29 protein-coding genes are annotated in these 25,273 nt (G+C 64.0%); 18 read left to right on the top strand and 11 right to left on the bottom strand.

Translation table 11 applies throughout. The features are described from left to right. The first annotated feature begins 730 nt into the window (after positions 1 to 730). Positions 731 to 1,084: a hypothetical protein gene (locus IVA74_RS27155; protein ID WP_247349449.1), complete on the top strand. Its 354-nt coding sequence runs from the start codon at positions 731 to 733 to the stop codon at positions 1,082 to 1,084. A 422-nt stretch (positions 1,085 to 1,506) separates the two neighbouring features. Here the strand turns inward: IVA74_RS27155 and IVA74_RS27150 are convergent, their stop codons facing one another. Further along, a complete protein-coding gene (locus IVA74_RS27150; RefSeq protein ID WP_247349447.1) occupies positions 1,507 to 1,863 on the bottom strand; it encodes a hypothetical protein in 357 nt (118 codons plus the stop codon). 662 nt (positions 1,864 to 2,525) lie between these two features. Between IVA74_RS27150 and IVA74_RS27145 the strand changes: the two genes are divergently transcribed. Together IVA74_RS27145 and IVA74_RS27140 are read left to right on the top strand one after the other, a co-directional pair. Beyond that, positions 2,526 to 2,849 (top strand): GYD domain-containing protein, encoded by a 324-nt coding sequence (locus IVA74_RS27145; RefSeq protein WP_247349446.1) that lies wholly within the window; start codon positions 2,526 to 2,528, stop codon positions 2,847 to 2,849. Positions 2,850 to 2,955: 106 nt separating this feature from the next. After that, the gene (locus IVA74_RS27140) at positions 2,956 to 3,105 is read left to right on the top strand and encodes a hypothetical protein (RefSeq protein WP_247349445.1); all 150 of its coding nucleotides are present in this window, start codon (positions 2,956 to 2,958) and stop codon (positions 3,103 to 3,105) included. Positions 3,106 to 3,110: 5 nt separating this feature from the next. Here the strand turns inward: IVA74_RS27140 and IVA74_RS27135 are convergent, their stop codons facing one another. The 3 genes from IVA74_RS27135 to IVA74_RS27125 form a co-directional block, all read right to left on the bottom strand. Further along, positions 3,111 to 3,554: a DoxX family protein gene (locus IVA74_RS27135; RefSeq protein WP_247349444.1), complete on the bottom strand. Its 444-nt coding sequence runs from the start codon at positions 3,552 to 3,554 to the stop codon at positions 3,111 to 3,113. 364 nt (positions 3,555 to 3,918) lie between these two features. Next, positions 3,919 to 5,304, bottom strand: coding sequence for a chromate efflux transporter (gene chrA / locus IVA74_RS27130; RefSeq protein ID WP_247349443.1), 1,386 nt, complete (start codon positions 5,302 to 5,304; stop codon positions 3,919 to 3,921). Continuing rightward, on the bottom strand, positions 5,304 to 6,122 hold the full coding sequence (locus IVA74_RS27125) for a chromate resistance protein ChrB domain-containing protein (protein WP_247349442.1): 819 nt from the start codon (positions 6,120 to 6,122) through the stop codon (positions 5,304 to 5,306). The genes chrA and IVA74_RS27125 overlap by 1 nt, the downstream gene beginning before the upstream one ends. A gap of 197 nt (positions 6,123 to 6,319) precedes the next feature. Here IVA74_RS27125 and dmeF point away from each other — a divergent pair, with 197 nt between their 5' ends. The 3 genes from dmeF to IVA74_RS27110 all read left to right on the top strand — a co-directional run bounded on the left by dmeF (position 6,320) and on the right by IVA74_RS27110 (position 9,159). Then, the gene (dmeF, locus tag IVA74_RS27120) at positions 6,320 to 7,288 is read left to right on the top strand and encodes a CDF family Co(II)/Ni(II) efflux transporter DmeF (RefSeq protein ID WP_247349441.1); all 969 of its coding nucleotides are present in this window, start codon (positions 6,320 to 6,322) and stop codon (positions 7,286 to 7,288) included. A gap of 79 nt (positions 7,289 to 7,367) precedes the next feature. Then, entirely contained in the window at positions 7,368 to 8,198 is an 831-nt protein-coding gene (locus IVA74_RS27115; RefSeq protein WP_247349440.1) for an N-acyl homoserine lactonase family protein, read from the top strand. Between the two features lie 82 nt (positions 8,199 to 8,280). Beyond that, entirely contained in the window at positions 8,281 to 9,159 is an 879-nt protein-coding gene (locus tag IVA74_RS27110; RefSeq protein ID WP_247349439.1) for a DMT family transporter, read from the top strand. Here IVA74_RS27110 and IVA74_RS27105 read toward each other — a convergent pair. Further along, positions 9,156 to 9,347, bottom strand: a complete 192-nt coding sequence (locus IVA74_RS27105; RefSeq protein WP_247349438.1) for a hypothetical protein — start codon at positions 9,345 to 9,347, stop codon at positions 9,156 to 9,158. The two genes, IVA74_RS27110 and IVA74_RS27105, sit on opposite strands and share 4 nt — an antisense overlap. A gap of 31 nt (positions 9,348 to 9,378) precedes the next feature. Continuing rightward, positions 9,379 to 10,536: an MFS transporter gene (locus tag IVA74_RS27100; protein WP_247349437.1), complete on the bottom strand. Its 1,158-nt coding sequence runs from the start codon at positions 10,534 to 10,536 to the stop codon at positions 9,379 to 9,381. A 165-nt stretch (positions 10,537 to 10,701) separates the two neighbouring features. Here IVA74_RS27100 and IVA74_RS27095 point away from each other — a divergent pair, with 165 nt between their 5' ends. After that, entirely contained in the window at positions 10,702 to 11,961 is a 1,260-nt protein-coding gene (locus tag IVA74_RS27095) for an adenylate/guanylate cyclase domain-containing protein (RefSeq protein ID WP_247349436.1), read from the top strand. A 28-nt stretch (positions 11,962 to 11,989) separates the two neighbouring features. Here IVA74_RS27095 and IVA74_RS27090 read toward each other — a convergent pair whose 3' ends face one another. Further along, positions 11,990 to 13,234, bottom strand: a complete 1,245-nt coding sequence (locus tag IVA74_RS27090; RefSeq protein WP_247349435.1) for an MFS transporter — start codon at positions 13,232 to 13,234, stop codon at positions 11,990 to 11,992. Between the two features lie 169 nt (positions 13,235 to 13,403). On the opposite strand from IVA74_RS27090, the gene IVA74_RS27085 reads away from it, so the two are divergent. Continuing rightward, positions 13,404 to 14,759, top strand: a complete 1,356-nt coding sequence (locus IVA74_RS27085; RefSeq protein ID WP_247349433.1) for an Nramp family divalent metal transporter — start codon at positions 13,404 to 13,406, stop codon at positions 14,757 to 14,759. 77 nt (positions 14,760 to 14,836) lie between these two features. Here IVA74_RS27085 and IVA74_RS27080 read toward each other — a convergent pair whose 3' ends face one another. The 4 genes from IVA74_RS27080 to hemB form a co-directional block, all read right to left on the bottom strand. Then, positions 14,837 to 15,175: a hypothetical protein gene (locus tag IVA74_RS27080; protein ID WP_247349431.1), complete on the bottom strand. Its 339-nt coding sequence runs from the start codon at positions 15,173 to 15,175 to the stop codon at positions 14,837 to 14,839. 69 nt (positions 15,176 to 15,244) lie between these two features. Further along, positions 15,245 to 16,021, bottom strand: a complete 777-nt coding sequence (locus tag IVA74_RS27075; protein WP_247349430.1) for an arginyltransferase — start codon at positions 16,019 to 16,021, stop codon at positions 15,245 to 15,247. 149 nt (positions 16,022 to 16,170) lie between these two features. Further along, positions 16,171 to 16,710: an RDD family protein gene (locus IVA74_RS27070; protein WP_247349429.1), complete on the bottom strand. Its 540-nt coding sequence runs from the start codon at positions 16,708 to 16,710 to the stop codon at positions 16,171 to 16,173. Positions 16,711 to 16,863: 153 nt separating this feature from the next. Then, positions 16,864 to 17,925, bottom strand: coding sequence for a porphobilinogen synthase (gene hemB, locus IVA74_RS27065; protein ID WP_247349494.1), 1,062 nt, complete (start codon positions 17,923 to 17,925; stop codon positions 16,864 to 16,866). 135 nt (positions 17,926 to 18,060) lie between these two features. Here hemB and IVA74_RS27060 point away from each other — a divergent pair, with 135 nt between their 5' ends. The 10 genes from IVA74_RS27060 to nusB all read left to right on the top strand — a co-directional run bounded on the left by IVA74_RS27060 (position 18,061) and on the right by nusB (position 25,166). Next, positions 18,061 to 18,558, top strand: coding sequence for a DUF6163 family protein (locus tag IVA74_RS27060; protein ID WP_247349428.1), 498 nt, complete (start codon positions 18,061 to 18,063; stop codon positions 18,556 to 18,558). 508 nt (positions 18,559 to 19,066) lie between these two features. Next, the gene (locus tag IVA74_RS27055) at positions 19,067 to 19,585 is read left to right on the top strand and encodes a MarR family winged helix-turn-helix transcriptional regulator (RefSeq protein ID WP_007603420.1); all 519 of its coding nucleotides are present in this window, start codon (positions 19,067 to 19,069) and stop codon (positions 19,583 to 19,585) included. 204 nt (positions 19,586 to 19,789) lie between these two features. Further along, positions 19,790 to 20,023, top strand: a complete 234-nt coding sequence (locus IVA74_RS27050) for a hypothetical protein (protein WP_247349427.1) — start codon at positions 19,790 to 19,792, stop codon at positions 20,021 to 20,023. 37 nt (positions 20,024 to 20,060) lie between these two features. Further along, positions 20,061 to 20,282 (top strand): hypothetical protein, encoded by a 222-nt coding sequence (locus tag IVA74_RS27045; RefSeq protein WP_247349426.1) that lies wholly within the window; start codon positions 20,061 to 20,063, stop codon positions 20,280 to 20,282. A 269-nt stretch (positions 20,283 to 20,551) separates the two neighbouring features. Beyond that, on the top strand, positions 20,552 to 21,850 hold the full coding sequence (glyA, locus tag IVA74_RS27040; RefSeq protein WP_247349425.1) for a serine hydroxymethyltransferase: 1,299 nt from the start codon (positions 20,552 to 20,554) through the stop codon (positions 21,848 to 21,850). A 15-nt stretch (positions 21,851 to 21,865) separates the two neighbouring features. Continuing rightward, positions 21,866 to 22,348 (top strand): transcriptional regulator NrdR, encoded by a 483-nt coding sequence (gene nrdR / locus IVA74_RS27035; RefSeq protein WP_247349424.1) that lies wholly within the window; start codon positions 21,866 to 21,868, stop codon positions 22,346 to 22,348. Continuing rightward, complete coding sequence (gene ribD, locus IVA74_RS27030) at positions 22,345 to 23,493, top strand: bifunctional diaminohydroxyphosphoribosylaminopyrimidine deaminase/5-amino-6-(5-phosphoribosylamino)uracil reductase RibD (protein ID WP_247349423.1); 1,149 nt, start codon at positions 22,345 to 22,347, stop codon at positions 23,491 to 23,493. Before nrdR ends, ribD begins: the two co-directional genes overlap by 4 nt. Before the next feature lies 1 nt (position 23,494). Then, the gene (locus IVA74_RS27025; protein ID WP_247349422.1) at positions 23,495 to 24,103 is read left to right on the top strand and encodes a riboflavin synthase; all 609 of its coding nucleotides are present in this window, start codon (positions 23,495 to 23,497) and stop codon (positions 24,101 to 24,103) included. A gap of 71 nt (positions 24,104 to 24,174) precedes the next feature. After that, a complete protein-coding gene (ribH, locus tag IVA74_RS27020) occupies positions 24,175 to 24,666 on the top strand; it encodes a 6,7-dimethyl-8-ribityllumazine synthase (protein ID WP_247349421.1) in 492 nt (163 codons plus the stop codon). A 2-nt stretch (positions 24,667 to 24,668) separates the two neighbouring features. Further along, a complete protein-coding gene (gene nusB / locus IVA74_RS27015; RefSeq protein ID WP_247349420.1) occupies positions 24,669 to 25,166 on the top strand; it encodes a transcription antitermination factor NusB in 498 nt (165 codons plus the stop codon). Positions 25,167 to 25,273 lie beyond the last annotated feature (107 nt).

Below are 25,273 nucleotides of genomic sequence, written 5' to 3'. Positions count from 1 at the left end.
GTGCTCTCCCCGGGGAGCGATGCACTATTGCCCCCGTCGCCCTGCGGATAGCTGATGCGCGCGCCCGGTCGGGCCGCCTCATCACCGCAGGACTTGACGCACAGACCCCGGGCGTCAGGACCACACGACTTGTTCGTCTGCGCACGTCTTCGCTGGGACTTCGAGTGCTGGCGTGTGCTCACACCCGAAGCCATGCGAAGACGCTGTCGGCGTCGTGTCGTCGGCGCGAAGCGATTGCTCACAGCCGAAGCCGCCCTGCAATGCCTGTTTACGCCCGACGCCGTCGCGTCCATCGCTGCCCAGCCCGCGGTTCGTGACGATCGCGATCCGCCCCTTGTCTCGGGCCAGGGTGTTTGTGTACGATAAATCAGAAATTCGGTAAAGTGGAATATTTTGCGAGATGGGCTTGACAGGCGGTGTGGCGGAAGTGGTCGCGGCTGTTTTGCCCGACGGGACGGGGAGGCGAGGGTGACGGCTTTCGCCCAAAGGGCGCGTGCTGAGAGACGGCAGCTTCCGAGGGCAGAGCGGAAGTCGTTCGGCGCGGTCATCATCGACCGCTTGTGACCCGAAGCAGACATTGAAGGACTGATCTTGCAAACCAGCCGCGTCGAGTCACTGCAGTCGAGCCAGGCTCGCATTGATCTCGATCGTCTTTGCGCTCACGATAGTTTGTCTGACGGGAGCAGTATATAACTGGATTTTTCGAACCACGACTGCACCAGGATGTTGAATGACTCTCCCCTTCATCGCTTGCGCATCCATCACCGCAATCAGCGCAATCATCAGTCTTGGATTTTCCATGGCGGCGGCATTAGGTGCGAGCAACACTGCCCGCACCATGGCACTTTATGCCTGTGCGAGAAGCACGGCTTTAGTGATCGCGAGCGCGGTCCCATTTATTACGGGGTCAACTGGATGGCTCCAAGCCGTCGCATGGAGCATGATCATCGTTCAGGCCGGTGATGCCGCCATAGGCGGGACGATCAAAGATCCGATGAAAACCTATGGTCCTGCAGGCACTGCTCTACTGAACCTCGCGGCAGTGATTTGGCTGATCCAAGCCGTTCGATTCGGAGCTAGCTGATTGCAGACGATCAGGTGTGGTCCTGGCCCATCGGCGAAGTGGCGACCCGCTTCATTAAAGTCCGCTAATCGAGGCATGACGGACTAGATTAGCGCAGGTTGAGTATTTCGGATTTTGACCCCTTGCGGACATTTGAGGCCGCCGCAGTTGGCGGCCTCTTTCATGACAGCCTTGCCCCACGCGGCGCGCGGCCTTCCCCGCCTGCCAAATGATCTTCGATGTTATCGGCGATCTCCTCGCAGACCGACGCCAACGCAAGCAGTTCGGTTTTAACGAGACGATCGTCGGCCTGCTCAACAAGTTTCAGACACGTGACCGCTTGATCCCGTAGATAGATAAGCCAATCATGTATGCCGAACACGGTACCGTTAAGCTTGGAGTGGTGACAGTCCATGGTGGAGCTTTCACTAGAACTTCCCGCTTTAGGCCGTCTTGGCGAACATCGTGAGCACACCGTCGGCGATGTTGATGGCAACAACCTGCGACGAGCTCAAGCCCTTCGCTTTAAGCGCAGATACTGCCGCCGGTGCCGCGTCAATGGACTTCCGAAGTGATTGCAAATCTTCTTCGCTTGTCTGCGCGACGATTTCATCGACCTTTGAGCGAACCGCAGGTTGCAATTGCTTGATGTCGACTACCTGTATGCTTCGAATGACCGTGTCGGACTGAGCAGGCGGTTCCTGCGCTCTGAGTTGCGGGGACGCTCCTTGAGCCTGCACGAAAGCGGTCATCCCAAGCGAGAGTGCTGCAATAATGACGGATGCAGTAATGATGCGCATGGTTATTCCTTTCCTCAGTTTGGGAACCAAACGCACTATCCACGAACTTTGGTTAGCGTTGGATTCTCTCGTGGCCGTTCGGTGAAACCAATGCGGCAGTAACAGTTCCCCGGCCCACAATGATGTGCGTGCGGGCAGAAAAGTTTGGCGGATAGGCGAGCCACTTCCGCTGCGGCCTAAGCAGAAGAACGTAACAACCACTCATGTCGGCTATTGAGGGCGGAAGCTGGCGAACTTCGCGCCAGGCTGCGTCGACCGCTTCTGGCCCATCACGTTGGCTGGCACAGCGCAGCGACATGTCCGGAGCGAGAGGTACAGCGGAAGTCGTCCCATTCGGGTCCGACCGCCACCTTTGACCCAGATCCGACAATAGTTTGGCTCGAGGGATGGCTGATGCAGGTAAATCCCGCTGACACTTGGCGGTAGGGCTAGCGAATCAGATTCTTTTGGCGCGCGACAGATCTTTGATGTAGGTTGTTTATTCAGCCGCGAGCGGGCAGTGCCGAAGGCCCGTTTATTCTCAGCGGCATGTTGCCCACGGCGGGGTATATGGTCTTTCGCTCAACGCGGTTATGACCGCCTATTTTGTTGAGCCCGAAATAAATCTTGCGCTTTAGTGACCTGAACATCCCCCGACAGGAGGAAGTCACCATGCATTTTGTATGACGGGGCAATACACACCAAAATCCCTCAACAGCATTATGGACAAGCCTGGGACCAATCGCGTGGAAGCGGCCAACAACCTCATCGAAGCCGCCGGCGGGAAACTGATCTCAATGGATAGCACCGCTTCTGAAGGTCCGGGCGTCCTAGTGATTTTTGATGTGCCCGATCCCAGTGCGGCACCGGCCATTTCCGGTACCGTGGTGGCATCCGGCGCCATCCACAATGTAAACCTCGTCAGGCTTTGGACGCAGGACGAAATTGCCAAGGTCCGCCAAACTGTAAGCCAGCTTCGGGGCAAGTACTCCCAGCCTGGCAGTTGAGGGAGATACACGCCGCCGCAGGAGCGCGCCGATTGCCTCGGTCCCGTTAAGTAGCATTTGAAGTAGCATTTGGCGATTCAGAACAGATATTTTTGATGAGGTCATCATGCCGGAGACATTTGAACTATTGCTGTGGTGTGCCGCGCTTGCGACGTGGCTGATGCTTCTCTTCGCGATCGTGAGCGAGGCACTCAAGCCGCTATCAAAGAGCATCCGCCGACTGATCGAGGAGGCTTTCAAGGTCAAGGTGAAGTGATCGGGCTACATTTTTCGGTCGAAACTGAAGCGGCCCGCCCCAGTGACGAAGATCAACATCGCGCCTCCCATGATCGAGATGTTCTTCAGAAAATGATTGTATTGACCAATCTGCTGCGCACCGGATGGATACTCCCAGTAGCGGTGTGCAATAGCAGTTGCCACCAGTACGAACATAAATGTCAGCACTGCGCAGAAGCGCGTACCGATGCCCAATACCAAACTGACGGATATCAATATTTCCAGTGCGATGTTCGTCGCCGTGAACAGCTCGGGTGCTGGAAGGTTCAGCGACCTGGAGTAGCCGACGGAGCCGCTGAAGTTGAATATTGCTCCGTAGGCGCTTCCGACGAATACCCACGCAAACAGGATGCGACCGACCAAGATCAGTGCATCGGCTTTACTTGTGGCGAACTCATCTACCGGCCGTGAGTAAAAATTGGATTTCATTGGCAAAGCCTCCGTTGTTGTCCAACACGGCTGAAAACGTTTACGGCTGAGAGTAACCTATCACGAATAGCGGAATGGCATGAAGCGGCTCTACCAGCTCTTCGGAGCACTGCAACCGCTTCGTCGTTCGTCTGCCAATGGCCGTCAGCGAAGTTGGCCGCCTCTTGTTTTCGGAAATGTCGCCTATTGGCCCATCGCGTCGGTTGGCGCAGTGCAGCGACAGGTCCGGAGTCAGGGGCTAGACCGGACGTCTCGAAGGCAGGGATTGAGCGACGTGAATGGCCCAAGGCCGCCATGCAACCCTGACGGCTTAACGACGCCTTTCAATGGCAAACCGGATGCGACGAACCTATGAGCCCGCTCCCTAGATCACCCCCGCCAGCCGCAGCGCCACGCCCGCGGCGCAGCTGCCGGCGAGCGCCGTGAGCATGCCGAGCTTGAACCGGAAGAGCGCGGTCGCGGCCGCGATCGACAGCACGAGCGCGGGGATGTCGACGCTCGTCAGCACCGGCATGTCGAAGGCAAACGGGAAGGCGTGCACCGGCACGGTCTCGCGGAACAGTGTGTGCAGCGCGAACCAGATCGAGAGGTTGAGGATCACGCCGACGACGGCGGCCGTGATCGCGCTGAGCGCGCCGGCAAGGCCGGTGTTGCCGCGCAGCCGCTCGATGTAGGGGGCGCCGACGAAGATCCAGAGGAAGCAGGGCGTGAAGGTGACCCAGGTCGCGAGCAATCCGCCCAACGTAGCCGCGAGCATCGGCGACAGGCCGCTCGGATCGCGGTAGGCCGCCATGAAGCCCACGAACTGGAGCACCATGATCAGCGGGCCCGGCGTGGTCTCGGCCATGCCGAGGCCGTCCAGCATCTCGTGCGGCTTGAGCCAGTGATAGTGCTCGACCGCCTGCTGGGCGACATAAGCCAGCACCGCATACGCGCCGCCGAAGGTGACCAGCGCCATTTTTGAGAAGAACAGCGCGATGTGACTGAAGACGTTGTCTTGTCCAACAGCGAGCAGCAGCGCGATTACCGGCACCAGCCAGAGCGCCAGCCACAGCGCACCCACGCGAATCGTGCGGGCGGTGTCGGGTCGGACGTGATCGGGCACGGCTCCGCCGAGCATACTGTCGACCAAGGCGCTGCTGCCGCCGTGACCATGACCGGCCGGCGCGAACTCAGGACGGCCGCTTCTCGCGCCGGCATAGCCGATGATGCCTGCGGCGATGATGATGATGGGGAAGGGGACGGCAAAGAAGAAGATCGCGATGAAGGCAACCGCGGCGAGCGCGATCATGATGCGGTTCTTCAGCGCGCGCTTGCCGACGCGCACCACCGCCTCGACGACGATGGCGAGCACGGCGGCTTTCAGCCCGAAGAACAGCGCCTCGACGAAGCTGACATTGCCATAGGCGGCGTAGACGTAGCTCAGGCCCATGATGGCGATGATGCCGGGCAGTATGAACAGCCCGCCCGCCATCAGCCCGCCCGCGGTGCGATGCATCAGCCAGCCGATATAGGTTGCGAGCTGCTGCGCTTCGGGGCCCGGCAGCAGCATGCAGTAGTTCAGCGCGTGCAGGAAGCGGCCTTCGGAGATCCAGTTCTTTTCCTCGACCAGGATGCGGTGCATCACCGCGATCTGGCCCGCGGGCCCGCCAAAGCTCAGGCAGGCGACGCGGAGCCAGACGCGAAAGGCTTCACCGAAGCTGATGCCGTGACCGGCATCAGCTCCTGTTTCGATAGTACGGCTATCCATTACGCCTTCACCTTGTTGGTCGGCCAGTTGTGGGTCTCAGCCGTGGCATCGCGGCACCAGCGGTAGAACGCGTCGTAGAGCAGCATGCCGGCCTCGAGCTGTTCGAGATCGTCGTCGTACATCCGCGACAGCCCGAGCGATGCCGCGAGCAGGCCGGGGGCCTCCGGTGCGAGGTCGGGCCGCGCCGTGTCGGCGCCGCGCACCAGCGTTGCCAGGCGAAGCAGAGCCGGTGCCGCGATCCCGAATTCCTCGATCATCACGTCGAAGGTGCAGAGCTCGCCGCGGTGGCTCCAGAACACGTTCTCGATGTCGAAGGGGGCTGCCTTGAATCGCTCGCCGACGGCGACCACTTCGGGGGGGGCCACGAACAAGAATACCGCGTTGGGATCGACGAAGCGGCGGATCAGCCAAGGGCAGGCGATGCGGTCGACCTTGGGCCGCGCACGAGTCACCCAGACGGTGCGTCCCTTGGCGTCGCGCGGCGGCAGCTTGCTTGTGTCGAGCAGCGGCAGCTTTGCCTCCTTCCAGCCCTCGAAGCCGCCTTCCAGCGTCTCGGCCTGGACCCCAAGCTGCCTGAGCCAGGCCGCCGTGCCCTGCGCGAGCTTTCCGCCGCGCAGGCAGGAGACGATCGCGGTGCGGCCAGCGAATTCGCCGCCCCATTCCGCAACATTGTCGTGGCTGAGCTTGATCGAACCCGGGATCAGCCGCCGGTCGGCGGCAAAATCCTCGTCGGTGCGCACGTCGATCAGGACCGGGGCATTTGCCGTGCCGATCAGCCGTGCCAGTTTTTCAGATGATATCGTCGTGTAGGAAGACATGATGCGCCCTCGTAAAAAACAACGGGACGCGATACTTGGGCATGTCGCCTCGTGGGGAGATCGCTCAAATCCCCATGGACTTCATTACACCGAAACCGCGCCGACCTGTCAATCGGCCCGTTTTCGCCAATTTTGCCGGGAAGACCCGCGGGTCTATATTGCGGGTCAACGGACCGGACCTTATCGGAGAATTCTCGATGCATTCCCATTCCATCGAACAATGGACCCATGACCACGCCTTTCTGGGCGACAAGCACGACGAGAATGAGCGGCGCACCTGGCTGGTTGTCGTCCTGACGCTGGTCATGATGGTCGGCGAGATCGTCGCCGGCTCGCTGTTCGGCTCGATGGCGCTGCTCGCCGACGGTTGGCACATGGGGACGCACGCGGCGGCACTGGGGATTGCCGCGTTCGCGTATCGCTTCGCGCGACGGCACCTCGGGAATTCGCATTTCACCTTCGGTACCGGCAAGTTCGGCGATCTCGCCGCCTTCGCCAGCGCGATCATTTTGGGTTTGATCGCGGTCGAGATCGCGTACGAGAGCGTGCTGCGACTGTTCACGCCGGTGCCGATCGTCTATGGCGAGGCGATTGCGGTCGCCGCGCTCGGCCTTTGCGTCAACCTCGCCAGTGCGTGGCTCTTGCGCGACAGCCACGATCACCACCATCACGGCCATGCGCATGATGACCATGAGCATCATGATCACGGCCACGATCATGATCATCATGACCGCCACCACCACCACGACAACAATCTCCGCGCCGCCTACGTCCACGTCATGGCGGATGCGGCGACCTCGGTGCTGGCGATCGCCGCGCTCGTGGTCGCCATGTATTCGGGATGGGTCTGGGCCGATCCGGCAGTCGGCCTGATCGGCAGTGCCGTGATCGCAAGCTGGGCGTTCGGCCTGATCAAGACATCGGGCGCGGTGCTGCTCGACGTGCGCGCCGACGAGAAGCTCGAGCGCACCATCCGCGCGCGAATGGAAGTCGGCGACGACCGCGTCACCGATCTGCATCTGTGGCAGGTTGGGCCCGGCCATTGCGCGGTGCTGCTCTCGGTGGTGTCGGACCAGCCGAAGCAGCCGGCCGCCTACAAGCGCCGGCTCGCCGGTTTGAAGGGTCTGAGCCACGTCACGATCGAGGTTGAGACCTGCTCGCATTGACGATGGCTTGGCGGGAATTCTGCGTACGGGCCGGGGTTGATCCTCGGTCACAGCCGACATGGCTGCCAGGGAGGAACGAATGATGCCAAGGATCAAGCTCGCTCTCGCCATCGCCGCACTGGCTCTGTCCGGTCATGCGGCGCTGGCGCAGTCGGAAAAGACCGGTGTCGAAAAGCTCTACGTCCTCAATTGCGGGGAAGGCACCGCCGGCGACATCTCGCGCTGGACGCCCGGCCTGAACGAGGGCAAGACGATGGATTTCGTCGATAGCTGCTATCTCATCAAGCACACCAAGGGCTGGTTCCTGTGGGACACCGGCATCGCCGACGCAGTCGCTGCGATGCCAAATGGCTTGCCGCCCGCCGATCCCAAGGCCGTGACCTGGCGGCGGCCGAAGACGCTTGCCGCCCAGCTCGAACAGCTCGGCGTCAAGCCCGGTGACGTCAAGGTGATGGCCGTCTCGCACACCCATCCCGACCACACAGGCAATGTCGAGCTGTTTCCGCAGGCGACGCTCTACGTGCAGAAGGCCGAATATGATTGGCCCGGCGCCAACAACGAGCCGCGCTTCAAGCCGTCGCATCCGGTCGAGCTGCTTGCGGGCGACAAGGACGTATTCGGCGACGGCAGCGTGACCATCCTGTCGACGCCCGGCCATACGCCGGGACACCAGTCGCTGCTGGTGAAGTTGCCGAAGACCGGCGCGGTGGTGCTGTCCGGCGATGCGGTGCACTTCAGGGATAATTGGGACAACCGCCGCGTGCCCAGCATGAACGCCAACAAGGACCAGAGCGCTGCCTCGATGCAGAAGATCGCCGACACGCTCGGCAAGGAGAAGGCGCAGCTCTGGATCAACCACGACAAGGCTCAGCGCGACAGCCAGAAGATGGCGCCGGAGTTTTACGACTAGCTTCCCGCAATGCCTTGTTGCCACTACGGTGGCAGCAGGGACGTGCTAGCGCCCTCAACAAGCTCCGCAACGGGAGACGTTTGTGGGAGAATGGGCCGGGGTCGCGATCGCGCTGGTATCGAGCAGTCTCGGCGGCACGGCCGCGGCGATCACCCGCTATCTCGTTGGTGGCGCCGATCCGATCTTGCTCGCAATCCTGCGCTGGGGGACCGGCTTTCTTTGCCTTCTTCCATGTGCGCTGATGCTCGGCGTGCGCTGGCCGCAGCGGTCCGACTGGCCGGCCGTGACGCTGCTCGGCATCTGCTTCTTCGGGCTGTTCTTCATCCTCTACAACATCGCGGTGTCCTACACGACCGCGGCGCGGGCCAGCCTCGCTCTCGCGACGCTGCCGCTCCACACCATGGTGGTCGGCGCGATCCTCGGCGTCGAGCGGCTGACGGCGCGCAAGATCACGGGCGTCGGCATCGCCGTGCTCGGTGTGGCGGCGGCGCTGGCCGCGGGTCTGGCGCAGAGCCCGCCCGGCGCGTGGCGTGGCGAGCTGATCATGAGCGGTGCCGTGTTCTGCATGGCGTTCTACAACGTGCTGTCGCGTCCGCTGATGCAGCGCTCGAGCCCACTCGGCTTTCTCACCGTCGGCATGGGCGCGGGCGCCGCCGTGCTGGTGCTGGCGGGCTTCGTGAAGGGCAGCTTTGCCGCGCTTGATCACTTCACGATGGGGCAGTGGATCGCCGGCATCTATCTCGGCATCGGCGGCGGCGCGCTCGCCTTCATCCTCTGGGTCATGGCGCTGGCGCGCGCGACGCCGACCCGCGTCGCCAATACGATGACGGTCAATCCGATCGCCGCCACCCTGCTTGCCGCGCTGCTGATCGGCGAGCCGATCACACCCAATCTACTGATCGGGCTGATTGCGGTGTTCGCCGGCATCTGGATCGCGACCAGCGATGCCAAGGCGGCTTAGCTCCGCGGTGCGGTCACGGCGGGCGGACTTGCTTCGGGCGCCTTCTTCGGCTTCAGCGAGCCGGCATAGAACGAGATCAGCCACACAAGAATGATGGCGAGGAGATAGACGCCCCAAGCCTGCGGCGGCGTGGTCGCCCAGCGCAAGAGGCCTTTGAATGTGCGGGGCGGGCTTGTGTCTTCGGTCATGCTTCGCTTGTGCGCGAAAGCTCCGGCCCGGTCAATCCGGCCGCGGTTGCGCGCGGATCATGAACAGCGCGGCCAGCGCCGAGAGGCTGAGCGCGGAGGAGACGATCAGCACCTTGGTGCCCATGACGTCGATGAGCAGGCCGAAAGCCAGCGGCGCCACGGCCTGCGCCATCCGTGCCGGCGCGCCGATGATGCCGAGGCGATAGCCAAAATCCTTCGGGCCGAAGATCGACAGCGGCAGCGTGCCGCGCGCGATCGTCAAAATGCCGTTGCCCGAGCCGTGGAGCAGTGCAAACGCGCTCGCTGCGGGAGCGCCGAAGATGGCGAGAACGGCCGCGCCGAGCGGATGGGTGAGGCAGGCGAGCCGGGTCGACCACAGCGGATGGAAGCGACTGAGAAAACCCGCTTCGAGAATGCGCGCGGCCACCTGTGCGGGGCCGATCAGCGCGCCGGCCGCAATCGCCTCGACATGCGTCGCGCCCGTTGCCTCTAGCAGGCGCGGGAAATGGACGGCCATCGCGCCGGTGACGGTCCAGACCGCCGCGAACACGAAGGCGAGCAGCACCATGGTGCGGTTGAGCGGCAGATGCGGCTTCTCGGCCGTCGCCGCGGCCTGCCTAGCGCCCTTGATCGCCGGCAGCATGAAGAAGTTGAGCGGCAATCCGATCAGGATATTGGCGGCCGCCCAGGCAAAGCAGGTCTCGCGCCAGCCGAAATGCGACAGCCCCCAGGCGGTGAGCGGCCAGCCGACGGTCGATGCAAAGCCCGCCATCAGCGTAATGCCGGTGATGGGCCTGCGCGCCTCGGTGCCGTAGATGCGGCCGAGCGCGGCGAAGGCGGCGTCATAGAGCCCCGTCGCCATGCCGATGCCGAGCACGAGCCAGGCAATCGCCATCACCGCCACCGATTGCGAGAGGCCCAGCAGGGCGAGGCCGGCGGCAATCGTCAGGTTCGAAACCGAGAGCACTTGCCGGCCGCCGACGAGATCGATCTGTCGCCCGATGCGCGGGCCGAGCATCGCCGAGATCACCAGCGAGGCCGAGAACGCGCCAAAGATCCAGTTGGAGGAGACGCCGAGGTCGCGCGCCATGGGATCGGCGAGCAGCGCCGGCAGATAGTAGCTCGAAGCCCAGGCCAGGGTCTGCGTGGTGCCGAGCGCCAGGATGATCGGAAGCTGGCGCTGGCTCATGTCTCTGGATGTCTCGTCAGCGGTGTCATCGGTTCCATTTGCAGCCGGCGACGAGAGCGCGTCAACAGCGTCCGTGACATATTCGATCTGCTGCGGACGGGAGCCTTAATCGCACGCGTTCGCGCGCGGCCTTTCGCCCGTCACGAATGCACGGCATAATGGAGCATGCAATTGACCCCCCGCCTCGCGCTGATGAACTGGCTGACCGGCCAGGGGCTCACGGGCCTGCCTGAAAACGAACTGCTCCGCGGATTCTGCGAGCGCTGCCGCGCCGAAGGGCTGGAACTTTCGCGCGGGCTCGTCGTGATCGACACGCTGCATCCGATCTACGAGGGGCGCGGCTTCCGCTGGAGCGACCGTCCGAGCAACGAGAGCGATGCGTTCGAATACGGATCGACCGCCGAAGGCGACGCGGCCAAGAGCTGGCGCCGCTCGGTGTTCTTCCACATGCTCGAGCACGGCGACGACGAGATGGTGATCGACCTCGCGGACGCGCCGTCGATGGATTTCTCGCAGATCGGCGAGCTCGCCGAGGACGGCCACCGGCACTACCTCGCTTTCGTGCATCGCTTTGGCGAGAACGGCGCGCTTGGCTTGATGGACTGCCTCTATTCCTGCTGGACGACGCGCCGCGACAGCGGCTTCGTCGAAGGCGAGCTCGAGGCGCTGCGCGATCTCGTGCCGGTGCTGGGGCTGGCGATCAAGTCGGCGCAGCAGGTCGACATCGCGCGCACGCTCGGCCGCGTCTATCTCGGCCGCGATGCCTCCGAGCAGGTGCTCCGTGGGCGGATCTCGCGCGGCGTCACCGAGCGCATCAACGCCGTGCTCTGGTATTCGGATTTGCGCGGCTCGACCGGGATCAGCGAGAGCATCGGCCCCGACGAGATCATCCCGTTCCTCAACGACTATGCGCAGGCCGTGATCGACGCGATCCACGACGCCGGCGGCGACGTCTTGAAGCTGATCGGTGATGGCGTGCTCGCGATGTTCACCGGCGAGGACATGGCGGATGCCCGCCGCGCCGCGCTACGCGCCGAGCATTTGTTCCGCAAGAACGTCGCCGCGTTGAACGTGCGGCGGGAGGCCGATGGCCGTCCGACCACGTCGGCCTATATCGGCCTGCATGTCGGCGAGGTCTTTTACGGCAATATCGGCAGCGAGGACCGGCTTGATTTCACCGTGGTCGGTCCGACCGTCAACGAGGTCAGTCGCATCGCCTCGATGAGCCGTTCGGTCGATCGCGAGCTGCTGGCGTCGGCGGAATTCTACAAGGGCCTCGACGCCGCCGGCCGCCGCTACCTCGTCTCCACCGGCCGCTACGCGCTACGTGGCATCGGCCGCGCGCAGGATCTCTACACGCTCGATCCGGAGGTGGACGCGAGCGAGCCGGTGACGGGGAGCTACGAGCGGTATCTGGCGAATTAGGCCGATTGCTCCATCACACGCGGCGACGCTAACACCGCGCCGCCGCCTCATCGCCCACCATTTCCGGCTGCCGATCCAGCGTCACCGCGGGCGAGAGCCAAATGACCAGCGCCTGCACGCCGAACACCGCCGCCGCGAGATAGAGGCACGCTTCCGCGCTCCAGAGGCCGCCGACGATCGCACCCAGCGCCGAGCCGACCGGGCGGGCGCCGTAGCCCATGATGTTGATGGCGGAGACGCGGCCCAAGAGGCGTGGTGGGGTCACCGACTGCCGCAGCGTCGTGGTCGAGATCACCCACAGGATCGGCCCGACGCCGAGCAGGAAGAAGCTCAAACCCGCGAGCCAGGGCGAGGGGACCAGCACCGTCAGCGCCATCACCACCGCGGCGACGAAGCCGGTAACGGGGCCGAGGCCGACGACCGTGCCGAACGCGATGCGCTTCATCACACGCGTGGCGAACAGCGCGCCGATCACCATGCCGACACCGTACATCGTCAGCACGGCGCCGACCCCGGCCGCCGTCAGGCCGAGGTGGCGCACGGCGTAGGGCACGAACACCGCGATCTGCAGGAACCATCCGGTGTTGAAGATGAACTGGGTGATGAAGACCGGCCGCAGCAGCGGATGGTGAAACACGAAGGCCGCGCCTTCGCGGATGTCCTGGAGCGGATGCCGCCGTGGAGCCGGCGTTCGTGCGGGCTCGTAGATGCCGGAGAGCAGCACGACGGCGATGACCGAGAGAGCCGCGGCGAAGCCGAAGGCCGGACTAGCGCCCCACCATCCCACCAGTACGCCACCGAGCGCGGGGCCGCAGGCGAAGGCGATGGTGCGTGCGAGCTCGATGCGGGCATTGGCGGCCGGCAAGAGGTCAGAATTCACCAGCGAGGGGACCAATGCCGGCGCGGCGACGCTGTAAACGACGGTGCCGCACACGGCGGCAAAGCCGAGCAGCGCCAGCAGCGACAGATTGAGGGCGCCGAGCGCGAGCAGGAGCACGATCGTCGCAAGGGCAGCAGCCCGCAGCGCCTCGGCCCCAGCCATCAGCGAACGGCGGGAGATGCGGTCAGCGAGCAGGCCGGCTGGAATGGCGAAGAGGACGAAAGGCAGGGTCAGTGCGGTCTGCAACAGGCCGGTCTGGCCCTCGGCCACGCCGAGCGTCAGCACCGCGACGATAGGAGCCGCGGCCAGCGCGATCTGTTCGGCCGACTGTGCCGCCAGGTTGGACCAGGCGAGGCGGTTGAATGTCTCGGGGAGGCGCGGGGGATTTGACATGGCTCATTTCCTGCAAAGTCGAGTTGGCGCCAGTATTGGCGTCCGAGGACGGCCAAACCCACCCGCTTCCCGACATGGGCGCCAAGGAGCGGCTGCCGCGGGGAACCCATGCGGCTAGATGCAGTTGCAAATTAGTTGCAATAAGGCTCGGCTTCGGTATTCTCTACCCATGGATGCTCGCTCTCCCGATCTGACCCGAGACGCCGCCGGCTGGCGCTCCGACGCGCCTGTTACCAAGAGCCTGGCCGAGGTGAATGCCACGGTCGCAATCCCCATCGCGGGTGCGTGGTGGCGGCGCCTGCTCGCCTTCGTCGGCCCAGGCTATCTGGTCTCGGTGGGCTACATGGACCCCGGCAATTGGGCGACCGACCTCGCCGGCGGGTCCAAGTTCGGCTACACGCTGCTCTCCGTCATCCTGCTCTCGAATTTGATGGCGATCCTGCTCCAGGCGCTGGCGGCACGGCTCGGCATCGTCACCGACCGCGACCTCGCGCAGGCCTGCCGCGCGACCTATTCGCCGGCGGTGAATTTCATGCTGTGGCTCGCCTGCGAGGCGGCGATCATTGCCTGCGATCTCGCCGAGGTCATCGGCACGGCGATCGCCCTCAAACTCCTGTTCGGCATTCCCCTGATCGGCGGCGCGCTGATTGCCGCGCTGGATGCCTTCCTGCTTCTGGTCTTGATGAATCGCGGCTTCCGCTTCCTGGAGGCCTTCGTCATCGCAATGCTTGTTGTGATCGCAGTCTGCTTCACGGTCCAGCTTGCCGCGGCAGCACCGCCGGTTGCCGAGATGCTGAGGGGATTTGTGCCGAAGACCGAGATCTTCACCAACCCTGAAATGCTCTACATCGCGATCGGCATCATCGGCGCGACGGTGATGCCGCATAATCTCTATCTGCACTCGTCGATCGTGCAGACGCGCGCCTATGAGCGCAACGACACGGGCCGGCGCGAGGCGATCAAATGGGCGACGACAGATTCGACCATCGCCCTGATGCTGGCGCTGTTCATCAATGCTGCGATCCTCGTCGTGGCTGCCGCAACCTTCCACAAGAGCGGCCACTCTGACGTCGCCGAGATCGGCCAGGCCTTCGAGCTGCTGTCGCCGCTGCTCGGTCTCGGCATCGCCTCGACGCTGTTCGCGGTGGCGCTGCTCGCCTCGGGCCTGAATTCAACGGTCACAGCGACGCTCGCCGGCCAGATCGTGATGGAAGGCTTTCTCGATTTGCGCCTGCCAAGCTGGGCGCGGCGCCTGCTGACGCGCGGCATCGCCATCATTCCGGTGATCGTGGTCACCGCGATCTATGGCGAGCGCGGCACGGCTGATCTGCTGGTCTTCAGCCAGGTCGTGCTGTCGATGCAATTGCCCTTCGCCGTCATCCCGCTGGTCCGCTTCGTCTCCGACCGCCGCAAGATGGGCAAGTTCGCCATACCGGTGTGGGTGGCGGCGATCGCGTGGATCGTCGCGGGCATCATCGTGGTTTTGAACTTGAAGCTGCTCGTGGATTCGCTGTTCGGATCGTGACTGTTGCGCGCCACTGCGCATCAAATGCCGAAGCTGCAATCACGCATTTGTCTTTCGGCAAACCGACCGTGCGCAGACTAGACCCGGCGTCGCGGCTGATAAGGACTGAGGGGATTTACGTCGAGATCTACAACCTTCACACATTGTTGGCGCTCGCGATGGCTTGAGCCCGCGTGCCATTCCCCGCTTTGAAGCTCGACCCTCGTCATCTCCACCAGCCTAAAGCACTTCCATTCCCCTCCGGGCGGCAAGCCTTTGCTGGAACTGCCGGCAAACTGAAAGGCGAGCGTGCGTTCCTGGCCATCGGTATGGCCCAATATTGCGGGGCAAATTGCGCGCGGGTGGCCTTGATAGAAACAGAGCACCTGTTGGCGCTCGACCATGCCCCGCGCGATCAGATCATAGGTGCTCGACAAGGAAACCTCCGGAGCTGGTCCCATTCTCGCAGGTTACAAGCTGCCCGGCTTATGAGATCGGCGCGCCGATCAATCCTGCGGCTCGGACGCCGCATCGCCCTGCGCGTCGATGCGCAGCCAGCCTGACGGCGCGAGGCGCTGCTGCGGCAGGAAGCGGGCCTTGTAGTCCATCTTCTTCGAGCCTTCGATCCAGTAGCCGAGATAGACGTAAGGAAGGCCCTGACGTCGGGCACGGGCGATGTGGTCGAGGATCATGAATGTGCCCATCGAGCGGCTGACTTCGCCGGGCTCGAAGAACGAATAAACCATCGACAGGCCGTCGCTGAGCACGTCGGTCAGCGCGACCGCGATCAGCTCCTCGCCGCGGCCGGTGATGCCGCTGTCGGGACCGCGCCTGCGGTACTCGATGATGCGGGTTTCGACGTGGCTGTCCTCGACCATCATGGCGTAGTCGAGCACGGTCATGTCGGCCATGCCGCCATGGCGGTGACGGGAATCGAGATAGGCGCGGAACACCGAATATTGCTCGGAGGTCGGCACCGCGCTGCGCTGCTCGCCGATGATGTCGGCGTTACGCGCGATCACCTTGCGGAAATTGCGGGAGGGGCGGAACTCGTTGGCGATCACTCGGACCGAGACGCAGGCGCGGCACTGGTCGCAGGCCGGCCGGTAGGCGATCGACTGGCTGCGACGGAAACCGCCATGGGTCAGGAGGTCGTTGAGGTCGCCGGCGCGCTCACCCACGAGGTGCGTAAACACCTTGCGCTCGTGCCGGCCCGGCAGATAGGGGCAGGGGGAGGGCGCCGTGAGGTAAAATTGGGGGGTGTCGCGCGAGTGCTGGGTCAAGGGACGTCGTGGGCCTCCAAAATACGTATCAGCATCGCGCTACCAAAGCCCCCGGTCAATCGGTCAACTCGGCAGGTCAGATGGGGCAGCATAGCGGGTCCAGGTTGATAGGTTCTTGATCAGTAGGTCCTTGATCAAAAGGTCGTTGTTCAGTAGGTCCGCGCGCCCTGCGGCACCGGCGCGCGAACGGAATTGTTGATCACGACCGTTCCCAGCACGAAATCCTGCAGCAAGCGCCTGCGGCCGTTGAACAGCCCAACCAGCACCACGAAGGGCGACAGGAACGAGACCGTCACCCAGAACAGCACGGCGTGGGTGGCGCCGAGCACGAAATAGCCCGGCGCGCCGTACCAGGTGCGCAGCTCCAGATCCATCAGGCGCATGCCGATCGTCGCGGACGACGGACCGCCGATACAGGCGCCGTAATAGACGATGGCCCAGATCACGGAAGCCGGCCAGGCCAGCCAGAACAGCGCCCAGCCGATGCCGAGCGTGACCACGCCGAATACCGCGATGAAGAGGTAGCCGAGGATCACCGGCACCGAGATCACGACCATGTCGATCAGGAAGGCGAACACCCGCCGCGTCGCAACGCCGCGGAACAGTTCCGGGTGCAGATAGGGATCGTAGGCGTGCGGCTGCGCTCCGCCGTCATTGCGCCAGGCGTTGCCCGAATCCGAATAAGACATGTCCGTCCTCCCAAGGGAAAACTCCCGTGGCAGGAGATGGGAACAGGCCGTCCGTGTGCCAAGGGCGCGCTGGCGTTAACAAGCCGAAATATTCCGGCGATTCGGGGGCGGTGGGGCGAGTTGCGACCGCTACAAACCCGGGACCGGCGTGCCTTACCCCTGCGCGCGCAGCTTCTCCGCCACCTTCGGTGCAAAGTAGCTCAGCACGCCATCGGCGCCGGCGCGCTTGAACGCCAACAAGCTCTCCATCATGGCGCGGTCGCCGTCGAGCCAGCCGTTGTTCGCGGCGGCCGCGATCATCGCGTATTCGCCGGAGACCTGGTAGGCGAAGGTCGGCATTGCGAAGGTGTCCTTTACGCGGCGGACCACGTCGAGATAGGGCATGCCGGGCTTCACCATCACCATGTCGGCGCCCTCGGCGATGTCGAGCTCGACCTCGCGTAGCGCTTCATCCGTGTTGGCGCTGTCCATCTGATAGGTGCGCTTGTCGCCGGTGAGCGTCTTGGCCGAACCGATGGCGTCGCGGAACGGGCCGTAGAAGGCGGAGGCGTATTTTGCGGCATAGGCCATGATCTGCACGTCGAGCAGGCCGGTGCGATCCAGGCCCTCGCGGATCGCGGCGACGCGGCCGTCCATCATGTCGGAGGGCGCGATGATGTCGCAGCCGGCTTCGGCCTGCACCAGGGCCTGACGCACCAGCACGGCGACCGTCTCGTCGTTCAAAATCTTGCCGTCGGAGATCAGGCCGTCATGGCCGTGGCTGGTGAAGGGATCGAGCGCAACGTCGCAGAGAATGCCGACCTCCGGAAACTCCTTCTTGATCGCGCGCACCGCCTGGCAGACCAGATTGTTCGGGTTGGTGGCCTCCGAGCCTTCCTCGTCGCGCAAGGAAGGGTCGGTGTAGGGAAACAGCGCGAGGCAAGGGATGGTGAGCTTCATCGCGCGCTCGGCCTCGCGCACGGCCTGATCGACGCTAAGACGCTCGACGCCCGGCATCGAGGCGATCTGCTCGCGCTTGTTGTTGCCGTCGATCAAAAACAGCGGCCAGATCAAATCGTCGGTGGTGAGGACGTTCTCGCGCACCATGCGCCGGGCCCATTCGGCCTTGCGGTTGCGGCGCGGCCGGACGGTCAGATCGAGGGCAGGGGAGGCGCCAGCGCCATCCCGGCGCGAAACCTCGCGCAATTCGATCGGACGTCCGTATTTGATCGCCATCATTCTTCCTCCGGCTGGAATTATTCTTATACCAGTTCGCATGGTTCCCGTCACCGCGGCTTGACCTGCCGCAAGGCAGAATTGAAGACTTGGGCAGCCGATTGATTTTGCGGGGCAAAGCAGCCAGAAGGGGCCATGTCCGAGATCTCCACCCGCGATGCGGCCCGCGACAGCGCCAGGGACGCCCTCCGAGACAACGCCAGAGACAACGCAATGTCGGTGGCGGCGATCTCGTCGGAGCGTGCCGAGTCCGACGACAATGTCTGGACGCGCCGGCTCGTGCTGTTCCTGCGGGTGATGGCGCTGCTCTCGATCCTGAAAGGTCTCTATCACTGGGCCCAGGTCACCGGCTTCGTCGGCGGCGAGGACGAGGCGTTCGAGAACCAGTCGATGGCCTGGCAGGCCGCCACCGTTTATTTCGCCGTGATCGAGCTCGTTGCCGCGGTTGGCCTCTGGCTCGCCACACCCTGGGGCGCGGTGGTGTGGCTGACGACCGTGGTGTCGATGGCCGTGATCGAGCTGATGTTCCCCGGCATCTACGGCGGCAGCCTGGTCGTGGTCGGGGTCGAAGCCTTCATGCTGGCCGCCTATCTCGCGCTCGCCTGGATGGCCGCACGCGAACGGCCGCCATAGGCGAAGCTTTCGACACACCAATGTTCTCGTGCCCCGGACGCAGCGCAGCGCGCCGCACTTGCGGCGTGGGGCGCTGCTGAGCCGGGGCCCATCTCTCCACGATCCATGCCTTGGCTATCTGGGTCCCGGATCTGCGCTTCGCTTGTCCGGGACACGAGAGTGTCGCGCTTGGTTGACCGTTGGTTGCCTAAAATTCGAGGTAACTTTTCGTTGACTCCGTGCATTTCGCCACAGCTCTTACGCGCACGTTTCGAAACGGGGCGAGGCTGTTCTGGAATGCGACAATCGGGGCGGACGGAGGGTGAACAGGGCCTTGCGAGAGTCAACAGACGGTTGCGGAAAGTGCTTGTGGCACAGGCTTAATCCGCAATTCACTGTCTTAAATTCATGATCTCTTTATTCTCTTATTTAAGCCGATCTTCAAACGAGCCCCTTAAGTTGCACCTATCAGACGGAGCACAAGTTTCGTCGAATGAGTGTCGATAAAAACGACAACAGGGGAAGTGTCATGATGAAAGCCGTCGCAACTGCGGCAGATACCGCAGAGCGCGTCTCCGGCCAGCAGGGTTCGGTGCAGACGCTCTATCTGGAAGCTTTGACTCTGGTGGAGCGGCTGCATCGCCGGCTGCTCGACGTCATCAAGGACGAGTTCGATCGCCGCGGCCGTGCGGACATCAATTCGGTGCAGGCGCTCCTGCTCTACAACATCGGCGACAAGGAGCTGACCGCGGGTGAACTGCGCACGCGCGGTTATTACCTCGGCTCCAACGTCTCCTACAATCTGAAGAAGCTCGTCGAGCTCGGCTTCCTCGATCACCAGCGCTCGCGCGTCGATCGCCGCTCGGTGCGCATCCGCCTGACGCCGCAGGGCCAGGAAGTTCGCCGCATCGTCGACTCTCTCTACCAGAAGCACGTCAAGACGGTGGAGCAGGTCGGTGGCATCTCCGGTGAGGAGTTCTCGACCCTCAACAAGTCGCTGCACCGCCTCGAGCGGTTCTGGACCGACCAGATCCTGTATCGTCTCTGAGTTCGTTCGACGAGACTTGGCCAAGCCGGCCCCACAACAAGACCGGCAAGCCTCCCGAACGTGCCTGAACTTCCCCAAGCGCATCGGCCCGGCTCTCTGCCCGGACCGGTGCGTTTTGTCATTTCGCGGTTGCGAAAAAAATCGCCAACCGGCGGGAACGAGTTCCCGGTTCCGCGCTTATCCTCTTCGGATCGGAGGCTGACGATGCTGGTCGAGCGTGGCGTGGGGGGGAACGTGGAACTCGTGAGCGAGGCATATGCCATCGCCGCGAACTATCTTCGCCGCTCCGGCGCGATCCGCGACACCCTCGTCACCGACGAACGCCTGCTCGAGATCGTCATCAAACTGCTCCAGCACGGCGAATTCAACAAGATCAGGCTGGCCAACAAGGCCATCGCCAGGTTCGAAGCGCAGTCCGAGGCCAAAGCGGTTGCCTGATCACAACTCCCAACATGTCGAAGAACCAGAGGATGCCATGGAAGCTGCCATCGACCGCATCATGCAGACCTATGACCTGCTCGCCAACCGCAGCTCTGCGGCGAGCGCGGAGGCGAGGGCCAAGGTCACGAACTATCTCAATACGTTGATGGAAGCCGGCGAGAAGGACACCCACAGGTTGACGGTCTGCGGCCTGACCTATCTGCGCCAGCTCGACGGCAGCGTGGACCCGGTGAAGGCGGGATATACCGGGCTGTGACGGGACGCTGACCTCGCCTGGCGGGTCCGGCGCGACGTTTGAGGCTCAAAGCGGCCCCATTTCGGAGGGTCGCAGACGGGTGATTCCATAGAACCGCCCCAGCGCCGAAAACCTTCACTCCCACCATATCTTGCACAAATATCACGCCCGACCCGCAAACCCTTGGCCGGGGGCGGGCGATGTGGTAGATCGCGCTCGCCGCTTCCGATCGCCACACCAGACCCGCCCGTAGCCCGCCAAAAGGCTGCGGCGGTGGAGATATTCGCAAGATGACCTTCGCCAAAACCGCCTCCGCCCCCGATTCGTTTTTCACCGCCTCGCTCGACCAGGCCGACCCGGAAATCGCAGCCGCCATCAAGGGCGAGCTCGGCCGGCAGCGTCATGAGGTCGAGCTGATCGCCTCCGAGAACATCGTCAGCCGTGCCGTGCTGGAAGCGCAGGGTTCGGTGATGACCAACAAATACGCGGAAGGTTATCCCGGCGCGCGCTATTACGGCGGTTGTGAGTGGGTCGACGTCGCCGAGAATCTCGCGATCGATCGCGCCAAGAAGCTGTTCGGCGCCGGCTTTGCCAACGTGCAACCCAATTCCGGCAGCCAGATGAACCAGGCGGTGTTTTTGGCGCTGCTCCAGCCCGGCGACACCTTCATGGGCCTCGATCTTGCGGCCGGTGGCCATCTCACCCACGGCTCGCCCGTCAACATGAGCGGCAAGTGGTTCAAGGCGGCGCACTACACCGTGCGCCGTGAGGACCAGATCATCGACATGGACGCGGTCGCCAAGCAGGCCGAAGAGGTCAAGCCGAAGCTGATCGTCGCCGGCGGCTCGGCCTATTCGCGCGCCTGGGACTTCAAGCGTTTCCGCGAGATCGCGGACAGCGTCGGCGCGTACCTGTTGGTCGACATGGCGCACTTCGCGGGCCTCGTGGCCGGCGGCGTGCATGCCTCACCCGTGCCGCATGCCCACATCACCACCACCACGACGCACAAGTCGCTGCGCGGTCCGCGCGGCGGGCTGATGCTGTGGAATGACGAGGCGCTGACCAAGAAGCTCAATTCGGCGATCTTCCCGGGTCTTCAGGGCGGACCGCTGATGCACGTGATCGCGGCGAAAGCGGTGGCCTTTGGCGAGGCGCTGCGTCCGGACTTCAAGGTCTATGCGAAGAACGTCGTCGAGAACGCCAAGGCGCTGGCCGAAACCCTCAAGGGCCACGGGTTCGACATTGTCTCCGGCGGCACCGATAACCATCTGATGCTCGTTGACCTCCGGCCGAAGGGCCTGAAGGGCAACGTCTCGGAGAAGGCGCTGGTCCGCGCCGCCATCACTTGCAACAAGAACGGCATTCCCTTCGACCCCGCCTCGCCGTTTGTCACCTCCGGTATTCGGCTGGGCACGCCGGCGGCAACCACGCGCGGCTTCGGCGTCGCTGAATTCCAGCAGGTCGGCAGCATGATCGTCGAAGTCCTGAACGCGATCGCGCAGTCCGACGACGGCAAGGCGCCGCTGGTGGAAGCCGCGATCAAGGAACGGGTCAAGGCGCTCACCGACCGGTTTCCGATCTACCAGTAAGGTTGGGTTAAACGGATGCGCTGCCCGAACTGCAACAGTCTCGATACGCAGGTAAAGGACTCGCGTCCGACCGAGGACTCTTCCGTGATCCGCAGGCGGCGCGTTTGCGTCGCCTGCAATTTCCGCTTCACCACTTTCGAGCGCGTGCAGCTGCGCGAGCTCACGGTGATCAAGCGCAACGGCCGCCGCGTGCCGTTCGACCGCGACAAGCTGATGCGATCGGTGTCGATCTCCTTGCGCAAGCGACAGGTCGAGCCGGAGCGGGTCGAGAAGATGGTCTCCACCATCGTGCGCGAGCTCGAGACCGGGGGCGAGGCCGAAATCTCCTCCGAGGTAATCGGCGAGACCGTGATGGAGCATCTGCGCACGCTCGACGACGTCGCCTATGTGCGCTTCGCCTCGGTCTACCGCAATTTCCGCGAGGCCAAGGATTTCGCCGACGTGCTCGGCGAGCTCTCCGGTGAGGAGCAAGCGCGGCTCGCCGCGATCCGCAAATGATCTTCCGCATCCTGGAGGATCAATTTGCGCAGAAGGCCCGCGAGTCCAGGGATACCGATCGGCGCTTCATGGCGCTGGCGCTGGCGCTCGGCCGGCGCGGGCAGGGGCGCACCTGGCCCAATCCGGCCGTCGGCGCCGTCATTGTCAAGGACGGTGTCATCGTCGGCCGCGGCTGGACCCAGCCTGGCGGACGGCCGCATGGCGAGCCTGAAGCGCTGCGGCGTGCAGGCAAGGCCGCGCGCGGCGCCACGCTCTACGTCACGCTGGAGCCGTGCTCGCATTTCGGCAAGTCGCCGCCCTGCGCTGACGCGGTGATCGCCGCCGGCATTAAGCGGGTGGTGTCCGCGATCGAGGATCCCAATCCGGAAGTCGCCGGCCAAGGCCACGCCCGCCTGCGTGCTGCCGGCATCACGGTGGATGTGGGTCCTTGTGCGGCGGAGGCCGCCTTCGACCACGCCGGGCATTTTCGCCGTATCCGGGATCGCCGCCCACATGTGATCCTGAAGCTCGCGGTCTCGCCCGACGGCAAGATCGGCGCGGCCGGGGGCAAGCCGGTTGCGATCACCGGCGAGGCGGCGCGCAATCGCGTGCATCTCTTGCGCGCGCAGAGCGACGCCATCCTCATCGGCATCGGCACGGTGCTGGCGGACGATCCGGAGCTCAACTGCCGCCTGCCGGGCATGGCGGCGCGCTCGCCGGTGCGCGTGGTGCTCGATCGGAGCCTGCGCATTTCCGGCGCGAGCAAGCTCGTCGGCTCTGCGCGCGAGACACCGCTGTGGGTGGTGGGTTCTGAGCTCGCGGAAGCTGCGGCCGCCACGCGGCTTGGCGCCGCCGGTGCGCAGGTGATCCGCATATCGCCGGGCAACGCATCCGGGCTCGATCTTGCGGCCGTGCTGCAGGCGCTGGCCGACAAGGGCATCACGCGGTTGATGGTCGAGGGCGGCAGCCGTGTTTCGGCGTCCTTCGTCACGGCCGGCCTCGCCGACGAGATCTGGCTGTTCCACGGCGCGGAAGCGGTGGGCGCCGACGGGGTGGATGCGCTCGATGCATTGCCCCTGTCGAAAATCACGCAGTCGCAGGCCTACAAGGTTCATGCTAGCGAGACATTCGAGCACGATACTCTCACCGTCTACGAGCGCGCATAACATGTTCACCGGCATTGTCACCGATATCGGCGAGATCGTCGGCTTCGCGCCGACGGCGCAGGGCCAGTTGCACCGGCTGCGCATCACCTGCCGCTACGATCAGACCACCATTGCCGATGGCGCCTCGATCGCCTGCAACGGCGTCTGCCTGACCGTCGTCGCCTCGGGTGTCGAAAGTGGCTCCACCTGGTTCGACGTCGATGCTGCGGCCGAGACGCTGGCGCTGACGACCGCAAAGCACTGGAGGGTCGGCACGAGGCTCAACCTCGAGCGTGCGCTCAAAATCGGCGACGAGCTTGGCGGGCATATCGTCGCCGGCCACGCCGATGGCATCGCGACCCTCGTCAGCCGCGAGGACCTGCCCGACATGGCTCGGTTCGAGCTCTCCACGACGCGGGAGCTGGCGCGGTTCATCGCGACCAAGGGCTCGATCACGCTCGACGGCGTGTCGCTGACGGTTAATACGGTGAAGGACGTGATCTTTTCGGTGCTGATCATCCCGCACACCCTGACGGTCACGACGATCGGTACCTGGAAGGCAAGCACCGAGGTCAATATTGAGGTCGATTTGATGGCCCGCTACGCGGCGCGGCTGACGGAAATGAAGTGACGGCGTCTTTGAACTTGGCTTACCCGCTGGCGGCGACTACATAGCGCCAACCCCTGTGAAACGGATCGATTATGGCTGACGCACGGCGTGCACCCCTGAAGGACCAGACCGACATTTCCGGCGCGCGCGCGCTGATTGTCGAGGCGCGGTTCTATGACGATCTCCAGGACGCGCTTCTGGACGGCGCAGTGGCCGAGTTGAAGGCGGCGGGCCTGACCCATGATGTCATCACGGTTCCCGGCGCGCTGGAGATCGCGGCGGCGGTGGCGATTGCCATCGATGCCGCGGCTGCCAATGGCAAGCCCTATGACGCCGTGATCGCGCTCGGCTGCGTGATCCGTGGCGACACCATTCATTTCGAGATCGTCTCGCAGGAATCCTCGCGCGCGCTGATGGACCTCGCGGTGGCGCGCAAGCTGCCGCTCGGCAACGGCATCCTCACAGTCAACACCGAGGCGCAGGCCTGGGCGCGGGCGCGCGCCAGCGAGCTCAACAAGGGCGGCGATGCCGCGCGCGCCGCGATTGCGATGCTGCGGATAAAACGCCGGCTGGCACGGGCTTGATCATGGCCGATAACAACAAAAGGCCGCCGGCTGGCGCGGAGAAGAAGGCGAACCGACGCGGTGCGGCGCGGCTCGCCGCCGTGCAGGCGCTCTACCAGATGGACATTGCCGGCGCCGGCATCAACGACATTTTTGCGGAGTTCGAGAGCCACTGGCTCGGCAATGAGGTCGAGGGCGATACATATCTCCCGGCGGAAGCGGCGTTCTTCCGCGACGTCGTCTCCGGCGTCGTACGCGACCAGAAGAAGCTCGATCCCCTGATTGACGAGGCGCTGTCGAAGGGCTGGCCGTTGAAGCGCATCGAAGCGATCCTGCGCGCGGTGCTGCGGGCCGGGGCCTACGAATTGGAGCACCGCAAGGACGTTCCGGGCCGCGTCGTGGTCTCCGAATATGTCGATGTCGCCAACGCCTTCGTCGATCGCGAGGAGACCGGCATGGTCAACGCGGTGCTCGACCAGATCGGCCGCCAGTTTCGCGGTGACGAGTTCGGGAGAGGGTAGATTGAGACGACCTCCGCCGTAGCCGTCATCCTGAGGTGCCGGAGCGAAGCGGAGGCCTCGAAGGACGGCGGCGTGCCACTGAGGGTGCATCTCGGCCGCGCATCCTT

The sequence above is a fragment of the Bradyrhizobium sp. 132 genome (assembly GCF_023074185.1).
In the GTDB taxonomy this organism is placed as follows: Bacteria; Pseudomonadota; Alphaproteobacteria; order Rhizobiales; family Xanthobacteraceae; genus Bradyrhizobium.
Note: the sequence above shows the minus strand (reverse complement) of the source record. Positions and strands in the feature narration are given on the sequence as shown.